Here is a 20029-nt window from a genome sequence, read left to right as displayed (position 1 = left end):
TGGCGTGGGGCGGCGGAGCACGCGTGATGCGTCCTGAAGGTGCCGAAAGGATCCGGCCACGGACGCCCCGGCCCGGCCGGGGCCCGTTCAGCGCGCGGCGTCCGCGGCGGCCCGTGCCGGGCGGTCCCGGTCGTCCGAGGGGTCCGCCCCGGCCTCGGCGCGGCCGAGGGCGACGGTGCGGGTGTCGGGCATGAGGACGTAGGTCACCAGCGAGATCAGGGCGCATCCCGAGACGTACCAGAAGAACGTCGTCTCGTGCCCGCGGCTCTTGAACCACAGCGCCACGTACTCCGCCGTACCGCCGAACAACGCGTTCGCGACGGCGTACGGGAGCGCCACGCCGAGGGCGCGCACGCGCGTCGGGAACAGCTCGGCCTTGACGGCCGCGTTGATGGAGGTGTAGCCGGTGACAATGACCAGGGCCGTCAGGGACAGTCCGAGCGCGGACCAGTAGGACGAGACCGAGCCGAGGGCGGTCATGATCGGGTAGGTGCCGACCGTGCAGCCGACCGCGAAGGTGACCAGCAGCGGGCGACGGCCGATCCGGTCGGAGAGCATCCCGGCGAACGGCTGGAGCACCGCGAAGAGGGCGAGCGCGGTGAAGCTGACCAGCGTGGCCGTGGTCTTGGGCAGGCCGGCGCTGCCGACGAGGTACTTGGTGAGGTAGGTGGTGTACGTGTAGTAGGCCACGGTGCCTCCGAGGGTGAGCGCCATGACCAGCCCGGCCTGCCGCCGGTGCTCCCACAGGGCTTTCAGCGAGCCGCGCGCACGGGCGTCGCGTGCCTCGCCCGCCGCCGCCACCTCCTCCTCGAACGCGTCCGTCTCCCGGAGCCGGCGCCGCAGCCAGAAGACGACGACCGCGAAGAGCGCGCCGACCAGGAACGGGATGCGCCACCCCCAGTCCTCCAACTGATCCGTGGTGAGGGTGTGTTGCAGGGTGATGAGGATGCCCAGGCCGAGCAGTTGGCCGCAGGTCATCGAGACGTACTGGAAGGACGAGCCGAGCCCGCGCCGGCCGGGGGCCGAGGCCTCGGTCAGGTAGGTGGCGCTGGCCGCGTACTCCCCGCCGATGCTCAGCCCTTGGAGCAGGCGGGCGAGCAGCAGGACGAGGGCGCCGAGGTACCCGGCCCGGTCGTAGGTCGGGGCGACGGCGATCAGCAGGGCGGCCGCCGACATCATGGTGACGGTGAGGGTGAGGGCGCTCTTGCGTCCGTGCCGGTCGGCCGCGCGGCCGAGGACCCAGCCGCCGACCGGGCGCATCAGGAAGCCGACGGCGAAGATCCCGGCCGTGTTCATCAGCTGGGTGGTGGGGTTGTCGCCGGGGAAGAAGGAGTCGGCGAAGTAGATCGCGAAGCTGGCGTAGACGAACCAGTCGTACCACTCGACGAGGTTGCCGAGCGACCCGCCCACGAGGGCGAGCCGACGGGCCCCGCGCTCGTCCCGCGAGGGGGGCGGGGCGGCGGGCGGGGGCGGGGGCGTGACGGCGGGCGGGGGCATGGCGGCTCCGGTCTGAGGTCCCCTGCGGTCCGCGGGAGGTCCGCCCCGGCGGTGGGGAACGGTCCCGAGCATGCGTCCGCGCCCCCGCCCGGGCAAGGCACGGCGCGCGGATCCGGCCGCGCCGGGGAAGCCGCGCGCGGACGCCGGTACGGACGCCCGTACGGGAACCGCGCACGTGCTCCCGCACGCGGGTCCCGTACCGTCCCCGCGTCCCTCAGTCCTTGACCGCACCGCCGAGCCCGGAGACCAGGCGGCGCTGCACGAGCACGAAGAAGACGAGCACCGGCAGCGTCATGACCGTGGAGCCGGCCATGATCCCGCCCCAGTCGTTCTCGTCCGGCTTGAAGAAGACCAGGAGCGCCATCGGGAGGGTGGACTGGGAGGTGTCGCTGATGATGAACGACTTGGCGAAGAGGAAGTCGTTCCAGGTCGAGATGAAGGAGAAGACGCTCGTCGCCACCAGCCCGGGAAAGACGAGCGGGAAGAGGATCTGCCACAGGAACCTGGTCCGGCTCGCGCCGTCGATGTACGCGGCCTCCTCCAGCGCCTCGGGGACCGCCTTCACGAAGCCGCGCAGCATCCAGATGGCGAACGGGAGGGAGAAGGCGATGTGGGGCAGGACCAGCGACCAGAGGGTGTTGAGCTGGCCCGTGTCGCGCATCAGGAAGAACAGCGGGATCGTCAGGGCCTCGATCGGCACCATCTGCGCCACCAGGAACATGATGAGCAGGGTGGTGCGGAACCGGAACCGGAAGCGGGTGACCGCCGTGGCCGCGAGGAAGGCGATCAGCGCGGAGGCCAGCACGACCGATCCCGCGACGAAGAGGCTGTTGAGGAAGTAGCGACCGAATTCCTGCTGCTCGAACACGCGGCGGAACGAGTCGAGCGACGGGGCCAGCGTCCAGGGCCGGGCGTCGGTGGACTGGATCTCGCCGGCCGGCTTGAAGGCGGAGAGCACCATCCAGTACAGCGGGAACGCCACGGCCACCGCGACGAGGAGCGCGGCGGCCTCGGCCGCCAGCCGCCCGGGACGGCGCGGACGGAGCCGGGAGGTGCGGGCCGGGGCGGCGGGGAGGGTGGCGGTGCGGCTCACAGTTCTTCTCCCTGGCGTCGCATGAGGCGCAGATAGACGAGGGTGACGGCCAGCAGGATCAGCAGCATGACGATGCCGATGGCCGAGCCCAGGCTGTACTGCGAGGACGCGAAGGCCTTCTGGTACGCGTACACGTTGAGGACGAGGTTCTGCCCGGCGATGCCTCCGCCGGAGGTCATCACGTAGATCTGGGTGAAGACCTTGAAGTCCCAGATGATCGACTGGATGGTGACGACGATCAGGATGGGGCGCAGCATGGGCGCGATGACCGAGCGCCAGATGCGCCACTGCGAGGCGCCGTCGAGCGCGGCGGCCTCCAGCACCTCGGAGGGGATCGCCTTGATGCCCGCGTACACGGTCACCATGACGAACGGGAAGGAGCACCAGACGACTTCGAGCAGGACGAGGGCGAAGGCGCTGTAGCGGCCGTAGGTCCAGGAGAAGTCGCCGAGGCCGAGCAGCCGGTTGACCGGTCCGTAGTCGGGGTCGAAGAGGAACACCCACACGGTGGATCCGGTGACGGCGGGAGTGGCCCACGCGCCGAGCGCGGCCAGCATCAGGGCGAGGCGGGGCAGCGCGCGGACGCGGGTGAGCAGGACGGCGAGCGCGCAGCCGGCGGCGAGCGTGGTGACCACGCAGGCGGCGGCGAAGACGACCGTCGCCAGCAGGACCTGCCAGAACTGGCTGTCGGAGAACAGCGTCCGGTAGTTGCCCAGTCCCTTGAAGGTGGTGGGCTCACCGCCGCTGACCTGGGCCTGGGTGTATTCGAGGAAGGAGATCAGGCCGAGCTGGTAGATCGGGTAGACCAGCAGGGCGGCGAGTACGACGAGTGCGGGTGCGAGGTAGAGCCAGGGTGTCCAGCGGCTGCCGTGGCGTCCGCCGGGGGCCCGCTCGGGCTGGGGGGCCGGGGCCGGAGCGGTCTTCGCGGTGACCTGCTCCGGACGGGTGGCCGTCGCTTCGTGCGCCATGTCGACGGGCCCGGTCAGCCCGCGCTGGAGAAGGCGGCGTCCATCTTCTTCGCCGCGTCGCCGGAGGCGGCGGCCACGTCCTTCTTGCCGCTGACGATCTCCTGGAACATCGTGGGCAGGACGGTGGAGGCGTCGATCTGGCCCCAGCCCGGGGAGGCCGGGACGAACTTGGCGCCGGCCGCGAGGGTCCTGACGAACGGTTCGACGAAGGGGTCCTTCTTGGCGGCCTCGGCGCGGACGTCGGTGTAGGTGGGCAGGAAGCCCATCGCGTCGAAGAGGCCCCGCTGGGTGTCCTTGCCCGCGAGCTGCTTCATCAGGTCGACGGCGAGGGTGCGGTGGGAGGTGCTCTTCAGGACGCCGATGTTGTTGCCGCCGGCGAAGGCCGGGGCGATCTCGCCGTCCTTGAGGCCGGGCAGCGGGACGACGGCGTACTTGCCCTTGACCGCGCCCGCCTCGACGGCCTGGTGGCTGAAGTCGCCGCCGATGGCCATGGCGGCGTTGCCCGCGGCGAAGGCGGTCACGGTCGCGTTGCCCCCCATGGCGGCGCACTTGGCGGCGGGACAGTTGTCGTCGCCGAAGAGCGAGGTGTAGGTCTCGATGCCCTTGCGGGCGGCGGGGCTGTCGATCGCGGCCTTGTGGGCACCCCCGCTCTCCACGGCCAGTTCTCCGCCGTTGGCCCAGATGAACGGCATCGCGCCGTAGGTGTAGGCGCCGCCGACGGCCAGCCCGTACAGCTCGGGGCGGGCCTTGCGGACGGCCTTGGCCGTCGCGACCAGTTCGTCCTGGGTGCGGGGCGGCTGGAGCCCGAGCTCGGTGAAGACGTCGGTGCGGTAGTACAGGGCGCGGACACCGACGAAGAAGGGCGCGCCGTAGACCTTCCCGCCGACGGTGACCGACCGCGTGGCGGTCGGGTCGGTGTCCTTGGCCTCGGGCCAGTCGCCGAACTCCGCGCTGATGTCGGCGAGGCCGCCGTCCTTGACGTACCCGGCGGTGTCGGTGTTCCCGTACTCGATCAGGTCGGGGGCGCTCTTCGGGTCGTTGAAGGCGGCCTTGATGCGCTGGGCGCGGGTTTCGACCGGGATGTACTCGATCTCGACCTCGGCGTCCTTGTTCCGCTGGGTGAACGCGGTCACGGCCTGCTCGACGACCTTCTTCTTCGGGTCGTTGTTGACCTCCTGGAAGAGCCACACGCGCAGGGTGCCGGACTTCTCGTCCTTCGTGGAGCCGTTGACGGAGGTCTGGGGGGCGCAGGCGGTGGCCGTGAGCCCGGCCAGCACCATCGCGGCGAGGGGTACGGCTATGCGGGAGCGGAGCTTCATGGGCGGTCCCAGGAGTCGAGGGCGAGCGCGTTGCGACATGCGCAACGCCTGTTCCGTACTGCACAACTGGGAGGAGGCTAGAACGACTTAAACACGGGGACAAGTGGTCTCAACCACTCTGTGACCGGACGAAGCACCCTGCGCAACGCGCGGGCGTTCGGGCGGAGCCCGGCGCGGGCGCGCCCCCGGACGCGGCGGCGTCCGGGGGCGCGGGCTCGGGCCGGGCCGGGGCGTCAGATCACCAGCGGCGCCTCGGACCAGCGGCGGACCCGGTACGGGGCCCACCAGAGACGGTCGCCGAACCGCAGCACGAGGGACTCGCCCACGAGGTCGTCCAGGATCGGCTTCGGGATCGCGTCGACGGGGGCGCCGTCGGCCAGGGCCTCGACGGCCCGGTGGTAGTCCGGCTCGTCGATGGTGAAGCGGCGCAGTTCGCCGTAGCGCCGGTCGCGCACCTGGATGAATCCCGGGCCGTACCGGAAGACGCACTTGCAGATGTAGTACGCGGCGCGCCACGCGCGGGCCGTCGCGAGCGGGTCGGCCGTGCCGAGGACCGCCGTCGGCGGGTGGAGGTGGCCGTAGTGCCGCCAGGCGTCGGGGTCCGGACCGGTGTGCAGTTGCCAGTCGACCGAGACGGCCAGGCTGGACAGGTCGCCCACGAAGCTGAGCGCCCGGACCGACCAGGCCGCGTCGGCGGCGTCCGTCACGTCGACCGGGCGCGGGAGCGTGACGTGCCGGGCCCCCGCGGCGAAGAGCCGGCGGGCTGCCTCGCCGCCGCCCATGTCGATCTCGTAGCGGCCCAGGGACATGTGCGGCAGCTCGCGCAGCGCGGGGTCGTAGTCGCGCGAGGCGGTCACGGTGAAGGGTGCGGTGCCGGTGGGTGCTGGAGTCATCGTCGTCTCTCCCCGGGGCGGACGTCGGCGGAGGCCGTGGGACGTCGGGCGGTGGTGGGCGGAGGCCCGCGGTCGTCAGGCGGTGGTCGCGGCGAGTTCGGCCTCGCGGGCGGAGGCGTGCCGCATGAAGTCGATCCGCAGGAACTCCTCGTTGAGCGCGGGCGGCGCGATCTGGACGAACTGCCCGCTGTCCTCGAAGACCACTCCGAGCGCCCGCCAGCGCTTCAGCACCTCCCGCAGGGCGTCCTCGCCCACCGGGTGGTCCCCGTGCAGCTTGCGGGCGGCGGCCTTCACCGTGTGCGGCTGGTCGAGCAGCCGGAACAGGGCCAGCTCGAACGGGTCGGTCAGCTCCAGGTGCGTCCAGTCGAAGGCCCGCCGCCTGCTGACCAGGACGATCCGGTCCTCCATGTCGCAGTGGGTGAGACGACTGCCCGCGTAGTTCCGCTTCCAGTGCGCGATGCCCTCGTCGAGGCGGACGACGACGTCCTCGGCGATCCCGCGAGGCGGCACGTCGAAGACGTACGCCAGGTCGAACATCTCGGCGTCGGGGAGGTCGTACGTCAGCCGGTACGGTTCGGCGGGGCGCAGTTCGGAGAAGCCCAGCCCGGGGTTGTCGAAGTAGGGGCTGAACCGCTCGATCGCGATCCGGGAGGACGGTCCGACGGGCGGGTTGAGGTGCTCCAGCGCGGCCAGCTGGTCCACCACGTCGTCGTAGTCGTCGGCGTCCTCGCCGGGGAAGCCGTGCAGGTAGTTCCAGGCCACCGAGAGGCCGACGGTGGCGGCGTCGCGGAGCATCCGGACGTTCTGGCCGCCCGTCACACCCTTGTCCATCAGCGTCAGCACCCGGCTGTTGAGGCTCTCGATGCCCGGCTGGACGAAGATCAGGCCCGCGTCGGCGAGGGTCTGGAGCTGGCCCCGCCGCATGTTGGACTTGATCTCGATGTGCATGCGCAGGTCGAACCCGCTGTCGATGATGCGCGGCAGCACCGTGTTGACGTACCCCATGTCCAGGATGTTGTCGACGACGTACATGTCCAGGACCCGGTGCCTGCGGGCCAGTTCGACGATCTCCTCGTAGAACACGTCGGGGCTCTTGCTGCGGAACTGCATGAACGAGCCGTTCAGCCCGCAGAAGGTGCAGTGGTGCTTCTCGCCCCACCAGCAGCCCCGGGCGCCCTCGACCACCAGCTTGGGCTCGACCCAGTGCCGGGCGCGGGAGGAGGCGAGCCGCTCGAAGTACCCGGCGTAGTCCGGCGGCAGGATCGAAGCGGGCGGCAGCGGCCTGGTGTTCAACGCGTTGGCCACGGAAGTGCCGTCCGCGTCGCGCCAGCACAGTCCGGGCACCTCCGACAGCGGCTCGCCGGCGTCCAGCGCCGTGAGCAGCGCGGGGAACGACACCTCGCCCTCGCCGCGCAGGACGTAGTCGACGAAGGGGAAGTTGCGGTGGACGCTCTCGCCCTGCCGGCCGTCGCAGTTGGCGCCGCCCATGGCCGTCGCGATGTGCGGGGCGAGCCGCTTGACCTGCTGCGCGGCCGCCAGGGCGGCCGTGTTCTGCTGGAACGTCGAGGTGAAGCCGACCACGTCGGGGGCGAGTTCGACGATGCGCTCGGCGATGTGGCGGACGAAATCGGGCGCGGTCGCGTGCAGCGCCTTGGTCATCTCCATCCGGGCGCCGCGCAACCGGCTGCCCATCGCCTCGGTGAACTCGGGAACCCGCCACTGGGGGTCGTCGTAGAGGGCGGAGGAGAACACCCAGTCGCCGCAGCCCAGGAAATAGGAGCCGAGCGCGTAGTAGGAATAGTCCTCCAGGGTGAATTCCGTGTTCCTGGTGATCCAGTCCACGTATTCGATATTGGCGTGCAGGACGTCCGCCGATCCGTTCGGGACGCGCTCGTCGACACTGCGCTTGAGAATTCCGAGGGCCAGCGACGGGAGGTCGATCGGGGCCCAGGGCATGTTCACCAGGAGTACGCGCATGGCTGGCCTCTTCTCGTGTGATCGGTGCACGGAACGGTCGAGGGAGGATCGGGGCGGGGAGGATCGGGGCGGATCGGGGCCGGTCGCACACGGGGTGCGGACCGGCCCCTCGGTGCTACTTGTCCTCGTCCTCCATCTCCTCGGCGGAGCGGAGGTAGACGACGACGCCCACGCCCGGCTTGCGGCTCTCCTCGTCGCCCTCGAGCGGGTCTCCGTGGATGATGTCCTTCTGCATGATGTTCACCTCCTCTCCGCGTGCGGGGACGGCTCGGCCGGCACGGGCGCCGCGGGCAGCCCGCGGCCGAGAAATCTGAGGGACCGCCGGATCACGGCCAGGTGGTCGGCGCCGTCGTAGCCGTCGTGGCCCGAGTCCAGCCACATCAGCTCGTGGGCCACACCGCCGGCGCGCAGCACGGCCAGGTACGCCTCGACCTGCTCCGGCGGGCACTTGGCGTCCCGGCGCGCGGCGACCACCAGCAGCGGGGAGCGGATCGCGGCCGCGTACGTGGACGGCGAGGCGTGCGCGTAGGCGTCGGGCACCTCGTCCGGGGTGCCGCCGAACAGCGCGGTGTCCAGGGCCTGGAGGGCCGGCGTGGAGTGCCGGAACGCCGTGACGCAGTCGGCGAGCGGCTTGACGGCCACCCCGACGTCCCACAGGTCCGGCCGCGTTCCCATGGCCAGCAGCGTCAGGTAGCCGCCCCACGACGTGCCGCACAGGCCGACGGCGCCCTCGCGGCCGATGCCCCGCTCCAGCAGGTCGGCCCGGGCCCGCACCAGGTCGGCGACCTGGGTGTGGCCGACGCCTTCGGAGTAGGCGGCGCGCCAGCGGGGTCCGTAGCCGGTCGAGCCCCGGTAGTTGGTGCGGGCCACGGCGCAGCCCGAGCCGACGAGGGCCTGCACCATGGGGTCGTAGGCGTCGCGGTCGTGGTCGGCCGGGCCGCCGTGGACGAGGAAGACCAGCGGGTGCGGCGCGGATCGGTCGGCGGGGGTGGTGACGAAGGTGTGCACGGGGCCGTCGGGCCCGGGCGTCCAGAGGTCCTGGCGGTGGCCGAACCGGGGAAGGCGCCATCGGCTCTGGCCGGGCAGAGGCGCACCGGAGAGGGACAGCGCGCGCGGCACGTTCACCGCGTCGGTCCAGATGACGTGCACGTCGCCGTCCGCGGCCGGCGCCGCGTCCAGGATGCTGCCCTCCGGGGTGGGCACCGGGGTGAGTTCGCGGCGGTCCAGGTCGGCGGTGAACAGCCGGCTGCGGCCGTGCCGGTCCTGCCGGAGCAGGACCCGCGGGCCGCCCGGGCCGGGGTACCAGCGGGCGGTCGTCTCGGTGGCGAACGAGCACCAGGGCAGCAGTTCCAGACCGCGCCCTGGGGCCCAGGTGCCGAGGTGGTAGCGGCCGGCCCGCTCGCGCATGACCAGCAGCAGGGCGCGGCCGGGCACGGGCAGGGGGCCGCGGGCCGGCGTCGGGGCGGGCGCGGGCGCGAAGCCGAGCGCCCAGGTGCGTTCCACGGTGCCGGAGAGCACGGCGACGGTGGTCCCGTCCGGCGCCAGGAGCGTCACGGCGCGGGCCGAGTGCGCGGGTCCGGACACCGCCAGCAGCCGGCCGTCCGGCGCCAGGTCGCACAGGGTGGCGGAGTCCGTCGTGCGCAGGACGGTGGCGCCCGCGCCGCCGGGCCGTCCCAGGTGGACGCCGAACCCCTCGGGGCTCCTGATGCCGACGGCCACGGTGCCCGATGCCCCCAGCGCCAGCCCTGCCGGCCGGCCGTACGGGACGCCGGTCAGCGCCGGACGGTCCGGGCCGCCGTCGAAGGGCTGGGTGCGCCAGCGGCCGCTGCCGCCGCGGTCCTCGTCGAACCACCACACGGCCTCGTCGGCGTCGATCGCGCACAGCAGTGTGCCGTGCGGACGGTCCGTCACCTGCCGTCCCGTGCCCGTGGAGCGGTCCCACGTGAAGATCTCGCACCGGCCGTCGGCGTCCCCGGTGTAGACCATGCGGTCCGGACGGCGGGGGCCGGTCACCGGCAGCACGGGCCGGTAGACGCCGTAGGCGCGCGCGGCCGCCTTCGGCGGGGCCGGCGTCACGACGCCTCCCGGACCACGAGCCCGGCCCTGGCGGTCGCGTACAGCGCGAGGCCGGCGAACGCTCCCGCGCAGCCCAGCGCCACCGCCCGGCCCCCGTACGCGGCCACCAGGACGCCCGCCGCCACGGGCGCGAGCACGGCGACCCCCTGGCCGGCGGTGCCCAGCACCGTCCCCATCCGGGCCAGCAGCCGGTCGGGGGTGACCAGCACCGCCCGGGTCTGCAGGACGACCGCCACGGCCGGCACGATGAGCGACACCCCGCTCAGCAGCAGCCCGTAGGCCCAGGTCCGGGAGGCGAACGCCAGCCCGGCCGCCGTCGGCACCATGGCCCAGGACGCTCCCGTCACGATCCGTGCGGCCGGAACCCGCGCCACCAGCCACGGTGCGGCGAGTGCGCCCAGCAGCCCCCCGACGCCCGCCAGGGTGAGGATGAGCCCGATCGAGGAGGGGCTGGCGCCCTGGGCGTGGGAGGCGAACACGGCGTGGAAGTAGAGCGCGCCGAGCAGTGCGTTGATCCCGGCGGTCCACACCACCACGAAGCGCAGGAAGGGTTCGGCGCACACGAAGCGCAGCCCTTCGGCGAGGTCGCGGGCGAACGCGGGCGGCGGGCCGTCGCGTCCGGGCGTCAGGTCCGTGCGGATCGCCTTGCTCAACAAGGCCACCAGCAGGAACGACACCGCGTCCGCGAGCAGCGGCACCCAGCGCGCCAGCTGGTACAGCACGCCGCCCAGCGTCGGGCCGATGATCTGCACCGCTTGGTCGCGCGCCTGCAGGTAGCCGATCGCCCGGGGGTACCCCTCGGGCGGCACCAGGCGCCGGATGGTCCCGGAGGCCGCCGCCCCGTAGGTGGCGCTGGCGGCCTGTTCGACCGCGGCCGCGACGAGTACGTGCACGAGGACGACGTGGCCGAGGGCCACGGCCGCGAACACCGATCCCATGGCGGCCGCCGCGACCAGGGCCGATCCGTACATCATCGGCCGGCGCGGCCGGCGGTCGGCGAACACGCCCGCGACCGGCGAGACCACCAGGCCGCTGACCAGGGCCACCGACGCGACGAGTCCGGCGAGTCCGGGCGCGTATCCGGCGCCGAGCAGGATCAGCGGGAGGAAGAGGGAGGACGCGCAGGTGCCGAGGCCGTCGACCGCGCCCGCGGTCCAGAAGAGGGCGAAATCCCGTCTGCGGAACGGGGAGGGCGACGGGGGTAAAGGAGGGGATGGGGGTGGCGACGAAGGCGGCGGTGGATCTCTGGATAAGTCGGGGCCGAGAGGTCTTGATATCTCTTCGGCCTCGTCCATCAGGAATTCCGCTCGACGGGAATGGCCGACTCGAACGCACCCACAATGCCCCCTGAGACACGCGGACTTACGGACGTTGAGGGCAGCGATCGTATCGAACGCGGACACCCGTCACAACACCCGCGTTCGAATGTAATTCTCGATCAAGGAACTGTTTTTACGGGGTGCCGGGAAATTGATCTACGCGCGTGCGGCGGCGGATCACGAAGCGTTCCCCGACGGGCGGCGCTCCGGGCCGGCCCTCAGCGGGGGCCGAGGTCCGGGATCGTCAGCGAGCCGTCCTCGGCGAGGGGGAAGCCGGGGTTGTGCGCGATTTCCCAGAGGTGCCCGTCGGGGTCGGCGAAGCATCCGGCGTACCCGCCGTAGAAGGTGGTCGCGGCGGGCTTGGCGAGGGTGGCGCCGGCCTGTTGCGCCGAGGCGAGCAGGGCGTCGACCTCTTCGCGGGAGCGCGCGTTGTGCGCGAGGACGATGCCTCCGAAGCCGGTTCCGCGACCGTCGTCGAGACCGCTGTCGCGCGCCAGGTCCTCGCGGCTCCACAGGACCAGCCCGAGGCCGCCCGCCTGGAAGAAGACGGTCTCCTGTACCTCCTGGCCCCGCCAGCCGAGCGCTCCGTAGAAGGACCGGGCCCGTTCGAGGTCGGCCACGCCCAGGGTGATGAGGCTGACGCGCTGCTCCATGACGGGAAGCTAGCACGCGGCCCGGCGCGCGGCCCGGAACCCGGCCGGGCGGGGATCGGCGGCTGCCGGTGGGTCCGGGGCGGGCCGGGGCGGTGGGCGGGGCAGTGGATCATGGCCGCATGACTCATGCCTCCCGTCGTCACGTCCTCGCGGTCCTCGCCGGAGCCGGCGCCGCCGCCATCCCCCTCGGTGTCCGGCCCGCGTCGGCGTCGCCCGGATCCACGGCCCCGACCGGGGCCTTTGCACCCGCGGCCGCCCCGGCGGCCCCGGCGGCCTCCCTCACCTCGCCCCGCTCCTCCGTCACGATCGGCCCGCTCGACCCGTCCTCGTACATGCGGGTCTCCCTCGGGGCCCTCACGACGAACGTGCTGCCCGGGAGCCCGGAGCGGACGGAGGTCCTCGCCGGCGGCCGGCGGCTGGCGCTGCTGACGAAGGGGGCCCGTACCGTCGTCCTGACCGGACCGGAGCGCACCTTCACGGAGAACAAGCGGCCGTTCGTCGACGACTTCCGCCGCACCCTGCCCGATCCGGCGCTGCCGGTCGCCGACCGCACGTACTGGGGCGCCTCGCCGGGCGGCGGCATCTGGTCCACCCTCGGGCCCGCCGACACCGACTACTCGGTCGTCCCGGGCGCCGCGGTCCTCGCGCTCACCACCGATTACGCGAGCCGGCACGCCACCCTGCGGGACGACGAGATCACCGACGTCGACGTCCGCGCGGTCGCCCGGTTCGACAAGGTGCCCGCGGGCCAGGCCTGCTCGTTCGCCCTGTCGTTCGGCTACCAGGGCACCCACGACAACTACCGGGCCAGGCTCTCGTTCCTGACGTCGGGCGGCGTCGAACTGCGCGTGGAGAAGGAGGTCGCGGACGCGGTCTCGCAGCTGGCCTCCGCGACCCCCCTGGCCGCCGAGGTGCCGGCGGGCACCGAATGGACCGTCCGCGTGCGCCGGGAGGGCTCCCGCATCCGGGTGAAGGCCTGGCGCACCGAGTCCGCCGAACCGGCCGGCTGGGCGGTGGACGTCACCGACTCCACCTTCGCCAAGGGCCGGGTGGGGCTGCGCGCACTCGCCAACCAGGGCTGCACGAACCTGCCGGTCACCTTGTCGGTGAGCCGGTTCCAGGTCGACGCGGCGACCTGGCAGAAGCCGCCGGCCGTCACGCACGACGCCTGGGTACGGGTGCTGCCCGCCCCCTTCGACGGCGCGTGGACCTCCTCCCTGGAGCAGACCGTGCGCGGCTGGGCGGGCTCCCCCGCGCCCGACGTCCTCGCGTACGCGGCCATGTTCCTCGCCGGGGCGCCGGCCGTGCGGACGACCGCCAGCCCGGCCGCGGGCAGCCAGGTGCTGGGCGAGGCCGGGTACGGGTACCTGGACCCGCACGGCTTCCGCTACGAGGGCGCGGACTTCCACGAGTACATGGACCTGGGCTGGACCTTCCCCGACGGCACCTCCACCGGCCCCTCCCCCCGGCAGGTGGGCAACCTGGACTGCTCGGGCTACACGCGCATGGTCTACGGCTACCACATGGGCATACCGGTCGCGGCGGGTGCGGACACCTCCGGGACCCGCCTGCCGCGCGCGTCCCGCCACATGGCGGACTTCGCCCCCGGGGTCCGGATCGACCGGACCGACGGGACCAACCCGCCCGCCGCACCGCTCCTGCAACCCGGCGACCTGGTGCTGTTCAACGCCGACTCGGGCGACGACACGGTGGCCACCGCCACGGTGGACCACGTCGGGATCTACCTCGGCCCGGACGCCGACGGGAAGCGCCGCTTCCTCTCCAGCCGCAAGACCGGCAACGGACCGACGATGGCCGACCTGGGCGGAGCCTCCCTGCTCGACGGGACGGGCACGTACGCCAGGAAGCTCCACACCGTCCACCGCATCTGATCCGTTCGGCTCGACTCCGCTTGAGGACAACGGTGTTCACGGGTGGGTGCGGGATGTCCGGCTCCCTCCGGCACGGCCCTCGTGGCGCGTCACCGGGCGCTGTTATGGTGCAGCGCCTCGGCGGACGTACGGAGGGGGAACCGACGTGGAGCGCACAGGGGAACCAGGGGAGGCCCAGGCGTTCAGCCGGGCGGCGGTGGCGGTGTTCCGGCTGAACGGGAGGTTCACGGCGGCGCTCGACCGGATCGCCCTGCCCAGCGGGCTCAGCGCCGCGCGCTGGCAGATACTCAGCACCGTCGCCGCGGAGCCCCAGTCGGTGTCCGCGGTGGCGCGCCGGGTGGGAACCACCCGGCAGAGCGTCCAGCGCATCGCGGACGTGCTCGTCGCCCAGGGGCTCGCGGCCTACCGGGACAACCCGGCCCACCGGCGCGCGAAGCTCCTGGCGGCCACCGAGCGGGGTGCGGCGGCGAAGCGGGAGATCGACGCGTGCCTGGCCGATCTCACCCGTCGGCTGTGCGAGCGGCTGGGGGGTGAAGAGGAGGTCCGGCGGACGGCCGAGGCGTTGTGGGGACTGTCCGGCGCGCTGTCCTCGCTCGCCGCGCAGGGTGCCGCGACGCCTGTCGGAGCCGGATCACACCCCGGCGACAACCTGGCCTGAAACCATCGATTTTTTCCCAACTGTTGACTGCACCAGGGAATCCCCTTTGCGGTACCGTTCCGGCCTGAGGCGGGGGCTTCATGTCCGGGGGAGTTTTTGAATCGCTTTGTCTTCAGAGTGCTGGGACCGCTGCTCGTACAGACCGACGAGGGACCCTTGCGCGTCAACGGACGGCGGCAGAGCACCGTCCTGTCCATGCTGGTGCTCTCCGCCGACCGCGTGGTCTCCGTGGACACGCTCGTGGATGCCGTGTGGCCCGAATCGCCCCCTGCGACGGCCCGCAACCAGATCGCCATCTGCGTCGCCACCCTGCGCAAGTCCTTCAAGCTGGCCGGGGTCACCGATCTGCTGATCACCTCACCGCCGGGCTACCTGCTGGCCAAGGGTGAACACCGCATCGACGTACAGGAGTTCCTGGAGCGTTCCGAACAGGGGCGGGACGCCGCACGGCACGGCCGGGCCGAGGAGGCGTGCGCGCTGTTCGAGGAGGCGCTCAGCATCTGGCGCGGCGCCGCGCTCGACGAACCGGCCGGTTCGCGCCTGGAGTCGGAGGCGGTGCGGCTCGAACAGATGCGGCTCGCCCTGATCGAGGAGCGGGCCGGGCTGATGCTCCAGTTGGGCAGGCACCGGGTGCTCACCGGAGAACTGGCCGAGCTGGTGGCCCGGCACCCGCTGCGCGAGCAGTCCCGCGAACACCTGATGCTGGCGCTCTACCGGTCGGGCCAGCGCGCCGAGGCCCTCGATACGTTCCTCCAGGGACGCCGACTGCTCACCGAGGAGCTGGGCATCGAACCGGGCCCGGGTCTGCGGCAGTTGCACGACCTGATCCTGCGGGACTCGCCGGAGCTCACCCGACCCCCCGCGACGGCGGCGCCCGCACCGGCCGCCATGAACACCATTCCCGCCCAACTGCCGTCCGACGTCATGGCGTTCACGGGTCGGCAGCCGGAGATGGCCGCCCTGGACCGGCTGCTGAAGGAGCCGTACAACCCGCACACTCCGGCGCTGGCGACCATCGTGGGCGTGGGTGGCGTGGGCAAGACCGCGCTGGCGGTGCACTGGGCGAGCCAGGTCGCCGACCGGTTCCCGGACGGTCAGCTCTTCGCCGACCTGCGCGGTTACGACGAGGAGCACGCCCCGGTGTCACCGGCGGCCGTGCTCGACCGGTTCCTGCGGGCCCTCGGCATCGGTGCGCCCCAGATCCCGGTGGACGGCGACGAGCGGGCCTCCCTCTTCCGCAGCCTGCTCAGCACCCGCCGGACGCTGATCGTGCTGGACAATGTGCGCTCCTTCCACCAGCTCAGACCCCTGCTCCCCGGAGGCGGGCGCAGTGTGGTGCTGGCCACCAGCCGGGAGAGCCTGGGCGATCTGACCGGGGACTACACCGCCCTGAGCATCAGGCTGCGCATGCTGGAGCCGACCGAGGCCACCGCCCTGCTGACCAAGCTCGCCGGCGCCGAACGCTTCGGCAGCGACCCGGTCGCGGTGGAGCAGCTCGGCGCCCTGTGCGACCGCCTCCCGCTCGCGCTTCGGATCGCGGGCGCGCGGCTGGCGGCCAAACCCAACCTGAGCGTACGGAACCTGGTCGAGCGGCTGCGCGACCAGCGGTGCAGGCTGGACGTGCTGAGCCCGGGCGAGGGCGGGGTGCGCGCCGGTTTCCGGCTCACGTACCGGGACCTGCCGCCCGAGGCGGCGCGGATGTACCGCCGGCTCGGTCTGCTGCGCACCGCCGACTTCGCCTCCTGGGCGGGGGCGGCCGTGCTGGACACCGACGTGTGGCACGCGGAGGAGCTGATCGAGGACCTGGTGGACGCGCAACTGCTGGAGGTGACCGACGCTCAGCCGGGGCGCCCGCCCCGCTACCGGTTCCAGGACCTGCTGCGGCTGTTCGCGCGGGAGCGGGCGGAGTCCGACGAGCCGGCCGGGGAGACGGACGCCGCCCTGGAGCGGGCCTTCGCGGCCTGGCTCTGGCTCGCCGAGGAGGCCCACCGCCGGATGGACGGGCGGGACTACCCGGTGGGCCGGCCGCCCCAGGACGCGCCCGGGTTCCTGCCCGCGCAGGCGGACGAGCTGCTGGCCGTGCCGATGGAGTGGTTCGAGTCGGAGCGAACGGCGGTCACGGACCTCGTGGCGCACGCCGCGGAGACGGGCAGGGCGCGGTACGCGTGGAACCTGACGGAGAGCGCCGTGCCTCACTTCGAGACGAAGAACTACCTGGAGGACTGGCAGCGCTGCGCGGAGCAGGCGCTCGCCGCGGCCCGGCGCGCCGACGACCTGCCGGGCGAGGCCACGATGCTCCGGCTGCTGGGGTCGCTGGCGATCTACCAGCGGCGCTACGAGCAGGCCGAGGGCTGGAACATGGCGGCGCTGCGACTGCTGCGGAACGCCGGGGATGTCGGCGGCGCCGCGCTGGCACAGCGAAATCTGGCCATGTGCGCCCGGTTCCAGGGCGACTGGGGGCGTGCCCTGGAGCACTGCGAGGCCGCCCTGCACGGGTTCCACGCGTCCGGGGACACCGGCAACGAGGCCCATCTGCTGGGTTTCCAGGCGCAGATCGAGCTGGACCGGGGCAACACGGGCGGCGCGCTGCCGCTCGCGGAGCAGGCGGTGGCGCTGAGCCGGAGCACGGGCTCGGTCCGGGCGGAGGCGCAGTCGGTCTACCGACTGGCCGAGGTGCGGCTGCGCGGGGGTGACCTGGACGAGGCGTCCGCGTCGTTCCGCGCCGTCCTTCGGCTGACGCGGGGCGAGGGCGACCGGGTCGGGGAGGCGCACGCGCTGCGCGGGCTCGGTCAGGCGCAGTGGAGCCAGGGCCTGTTGACGGCGGCGGAGTCGACGCTGCGGCAGGCGCTGGAGCTCACGGACGAGCTCGCGGACCGCTTCCTGTACGCCCGGGTGGAGACCGACCTCGGGTGCGTGGAGGCGATCGGGGGCCGGCGTACGGAGGCCGCGGAGCGGTTCGGGCGGGCCTGCGCGGCGTTCGGCGAGGTGGGGGCTCAGCCCTGGCGGGCCCAGGCGGCGCGGCTGCTGGCCGCGATGCGGGACGGGTCGGCGCGGCCGTCCTTCACTCCGGCGGAGCTGACCCTGCTGCTGGCGCACCAGGCGGGGTGAACCGCGGTGCCGGACGCCCCGGCGCCCGGCACGGTCCGCGCGGGAGGAGCCGGGTGGAGCCGGGAGGGAACAGGAGGGGGTGCGGCGCGGCCGGGGCGGTCAGCCCCAGGGCATGTCCTGGGTGCGGTCGCCGTGGCGGCGCGGGCCGGCGGGGTGGCCGGAGCCGCCGCGGTGCGGGTCCACCGGCTTGACGGTGCCCCACGGCATGTCCGTGGTCTCGCCCGGCCCGACGATGCCCCACGGCATGTCACCGGAGGGACCCGGCTTGACCGCGCCCCAGGGCATGTCCGTGGTCTCGTCCGGGCCGACGATGCCCCACGGCATGTCCGCGGCCCGTGCACTGGTGCCCGGCGCACCCTCCGTCGCGGCCACCGCGACCCCCGTTCCTGCGAACATTCCTGCGAGGACGACCAGGCAGGCGGCCGTCGTGTTCGCCGTCTTCGCGGTGCGGGTGCTGCGCATCGGGAAACCCCTCTCGGTGGAGCGTCTTCGCCGCTCGCTGCGGCATGAACGGAACACTAGGGACGCCCTCTTTTCCCCCGGTGTTCCACCGATTTCGCAGCCCGCACCGGCCTCGAAATCGCCACGATATCGAGGCGACAACGGCCTCCTCTAGCGTCCTTCGAGAGATTCTTCCCATGAATCACGGATGGGGCGGTAGATGGAATTCCGAGTGCTCGGGCCAGTCGAGGTGCGGCGGGACGGCCACCGGGCGGCGTTCTCCGGGGCGAAGCTGCACACCGTGCTCGCGGCCCTGCTCGTGGCCCGCGAGGAAGTGGTGTCGGACGAGCGGCTGTGCCGGCTCCTGTGGGGCTGGGCCCCGCCGGCCACCGTCAGCGCGCAGCTGTACACCTATGTTTCCCGCTTGCGCAAGATACTCGGCGGCGATGTCCTCATCGACCGCCGGCCGCCTGGATATGCCATGTGCATCGGAAATTCCACGCTGGACCTGAGCGAATTCGAAGGGCTGGCGCGAAACGGCCGCGAGGCGCTCCACCGGCAGGACTTCGAAAACGCCGGAAACCTGCTGCGCGACGCCCTCGCCCGCTGGAACGGGCTGCCCTTCGCCAACGCGACCGAATACCTCTCCGACGCCGAGGCGCCCCGGCTGATGGAGGCCCGCGCGGTCACCCTGGAGCACCGCATCGCCGCGGACCTCGCGCTCGGGCGGCACGAGCAGATCACCGGGGAGCTGACCGGCCTGGTCGCCGAGTTCCCGCTGCGCGAGCGCATCCGCAGCCAGCTGATGACCGCCCTGTGCCGGTCCGGGCGGCAGGCGGACGCGATCCACCTGTACCACCACGGCCGCACCGTGCTGGCCGAGGAGCTGGGCGTCAACCCCGGTGAGGAGCTCCAGGCGACCTACCGGGCCCTGCTGGAGGGCACCCTCGACCGGCAGCCGCGCCCGGTGGCGGCCGTACGCGCCGGGGCCCCGGCGAAAGGTTCCGGCCAGGGCGCGGTCTTCCCCGCGACCCTGCCCCCGGACACCGTCGACTTCGTCGGCCGGGAGCGCGAACTCGACCTGCTGCGACGGGCCCTGGCGCCGGACGGGCGGAGCGCGGACCGGCCCCGCCGGGTCCTGGTGACCGGGATGGCCGGGCTGGGCAAGACCGCGCTGGCCGTGCACGCGGCGCACCGCTGCCAGCGGGACTTCCCCGACGGCCAGCTGTACGCCGACCTGCGCTCCCCCGACGGAACGCCCCGACACCCCGAGCGGGTCCTGCTCCACCTGCTGCGGGCGCTGGGCCCCGCCCGGGACGTGCCCCTCACCGCCGACCGGGACCACCTGGTGCGGCTGTACCGCGAGCGGACCGCCGGACGGCACCTGCTGATCGTGCTGGACAACGCCTCGGGCGCCGCCCAGTTGGAGCCGTTGCTGCCCAACACCCCCGAGCCCGCCGTCCTGGTCACCGGGCGCACGGCGCTGCCGACCGTGGCCGGGGCCCACACCGTGGCCCTCGCGCCGCTGGGTCCGAGGGACTCGCTGGAGCTGCTGGCGGCCGCGGCCGGGCCCGACCGGCTGGCCCGCGCGCCGGGCGCCGCGGCCGGCATCGTCGAGCACTGCGGCGGGCTGCCGCTGGCCCTGCGGATCACCGGAACGCGGATCGCCGCACGGCCGCACTGCACCCCTGACCGGCTCGCCCGCCGGCTGTCCGATCCGGCGACCCGGCTGCGCGAGCTGCACTTCGGCGACCTGGACGTCCACACCTCGCTGCTGCCGTCCTGGCGGACCCTGGACCCGCAGGTGCGGGAGGTGTTCCCGGTGCTCGCGGCGCTGGGGCCGCCGCCCTTCCCGGCGGCTGCGGCCGCGACCCGGCTGGACCTGTCCGAGGCCGAGGCCGAACGGCTGCTGGAGGCGCTCGCCGACGCGGCGCTGCTGGAGGTCAGCGGCGCCGACGAGCGGGGCCAGCCCTGCTACCTCTTCCACCCGCTCGTACGGCTCTTCGCCCTCTCCCTGGGCGAAGCCGCGGCGCCCGCCGCCGAGCAGCCCGTCGGCCGCCCCGAGCGTAACCGGCGGCTAACTCCCCGCCCCTAGCCTCGCCCTGCCCCGCAGCGCGACGCCCGTCCGGCACGGG

14 protein-coding genes are annotated in these 20029 nt (G+C 73.1%); 4 read left to right on the top strand and 10 right to left on the bottom strand.

Annotated features, from left to right (window positions below):
• Nucleotides 1–87: 87 nt before the first annotated feature.
• From CP968_RS32260 to CP968_RS32220, 9 genes are all read right to left on the bottom strand, one after another.
• Nucleotides 88–1497, bottom strand: a complete 1410-nt coding sequence (locus tag CP968_RS32260; RefSeq protein ID WP_229886437.1) for an MFS transporter — start codon at nt 1495–1497, stop codon at nt 88–90.
• 214 nt (nt 1498–1711) lie between these two features.
• Nucleotides 1712–2590 carry a carbohydrate ABC transporter permease gene (locus CP968_RS32255; RefSeq protein ID WP_150521344.1) on the bottom strand — a complete coding sequence of 293 codons (879 nt, stop codon included), beginning with the start codon at nt 2588–2590 and terminating at the stop codon, nt 1712–1714.
• On the bottom strand, nt 2587–3558 hold the full coding sequence (locus CP968_RS32250) for a carbohydrate ABC transporter permease (RefSeq protein WP_150521343.1): 972 nt from the start codon (nt 3556–3558) through the stop codon (nt 2587–2589). The genes CP968_RS32255 and CP968_RS32250 overlap by 4 nt, the downstream gene beginning before the upstream one ends.
• Nucleotides 3559–3572: 14 nt before the next feature.
• A complete protein-coding gene (locus CP968_RS32245) occupies nt 3573–4877 on the bottom strand; it encodes an extracellular solute-binding protein (protein WP_150521342.1) in 1305 nt (434 codons plus the stop codon).
• Between the two features lie 233 nt (nt 4878–5110).
• Nucleotides 5111–5770 (bottom strand): DUF5825 family protein, encoded by a 660-nt coding sequence (locus CP968_RS32240; protein WP_150521341.1) that lies wholly within the window; start codon nt 5768–5770, stop codon nt 5111–5113.
• A 75-nt stretch (nt 5771–5845) separates the two neighbouring features.
• A complete protein-coding gene (locus CP968_RS32235) occupies nt 5846–7747 on the bottom strand; it encodes a RiPP maturation radical SAM C-methyltransferase (RefSeq protein ID WP_150521340.1) in 1902 nt (633 codons plus the stop codon).
• Nucleotides 7748–7987: 240 nt separating this feature from the next.
• The gene (locus tag CP968_RS32230; protein ID WP_229886435.1) at nt 7988–9823 is read right to left on the bottom strand and encodes a S9 family peptidase; all 1836 of its coding nucleotides are present in this window, start codon (nt 9821–9823) and stop codon (nt 7988–7990) included.
• The gene (locus CP968_RS32225; RefSeq protein WP_150521339.1) at nt 9820–11118 is read right to left on the bottom strand and encodes an MFS transporter; all 1299 of its coding nucleotides are present in this window, start codon (nt 11116–11118) and stop codon (nt 9820–9822) included. The genes CP968_RS32230 and CP968_RS32225 overlap by 4 nt, the downstream gene beginning before the upstream one ends.
• A gap of 242 nt (nt 11119–11360) precedes the next feature.
• Nucleotides 11361–11795: a VOC family protein gene (locus CP968_RS32220; RefSeq protein ID WP_150521338.1), complete on the bottom strand. Its 435-nt coding sequence runs from the start codon at nt 11793–11795 to the stop codon at nt 11361–11363.
• A gap of 119 nt (nt 11796–11914) precedes the next feature.
• Between CP968_RS32220 and CP968_RS32215 the strand changes: the two genes are divergently transcribed.
• The 3 genes from CP968_RS32215 (at nt 11915) to CP968_RS32205 (ending at nt 17453) form a co-directional block, all read left to right on the top strand.
• Nucleotides 11915–13687, top strand: a complete 1773-nt coding sequence (locus CP968_RS32215; RefSeq protein ID WP_150521337.1) for an NlpC/P60 family protein — start codon at nt 11915–11917, stop codon at nt 13685–13687.
• A 145-nt stretch (nt 13688–13832) separates the two neighbouring features.
• Nucleotides 13833–14345: a MarR family winged helix-turn-helix transcriptional regulator gene (locus CP968_RS32210; RefSeq protein WP_150521336.1), complete on the top strand. Its 513-nt coding sequence runs from the start codon at nt 13833–13835 to the stop codon at nt 14343–14345.
• Between the two features lie 156 nt (nt 14346–14501).
• On the top strand, nt 14502–17453 hold the full coding sequence (locus CP968_RS32205) for an AfsR/SARP family transcriptional regulator (RefSeq protein ID WP_244330586.1): 2952 nt from the start codon (nt 14502–14504) through the stop codon (nt 17451–17453).
• A 99-nt stretch (nt 17454–17552) separates the two neighbouring features.
• On the opposite strand, the gene CP968_RS32200 is transcribed toward CP968_RS32205, so the two are convergent.
• A complete protein-coding gene (locus CP968_RS32200) occupies nt 17553–17915 on the bottom strand; it encodes a hypothetical protein (protein ID WP_150521334.1) in 363 nt (120 codons plus the stop codon).
• A 211-nt stretch (nt 17916–18126) separates the two neighbouring features.
• Between CP968_RS32200 and CP968_RS32195 the strand changes: the two genes are divergently transcribed.
• Nucleotides 18127–19989: an AfsR/SARP family transcriptional regulator gene (locus tag CP968_RS32195; protein WP_229886433.1), complete on the top strand. Its 1863-nt coding sequence runs from the start codon at nt 18127–18129 to the stop codon at nt 19987–19989.
• Nucleotides 19990–20029: the final 40 nt, after the last annotated feature.

Origin of the sequence: Streptomyces subrutilus, from assembly GCF_008704535.1 — a bacterium.
GTDB lineage: Bacteria > Actinomycetota > Actinomycetes > Streptomycetales > Streptomycetaceae > Streptomyces > Streptomyces subrutilus.
Note: the sequence above shows the minus strand (reverse complement) of the source record. Positions and strands in the feature narration are given on the sequence as shown.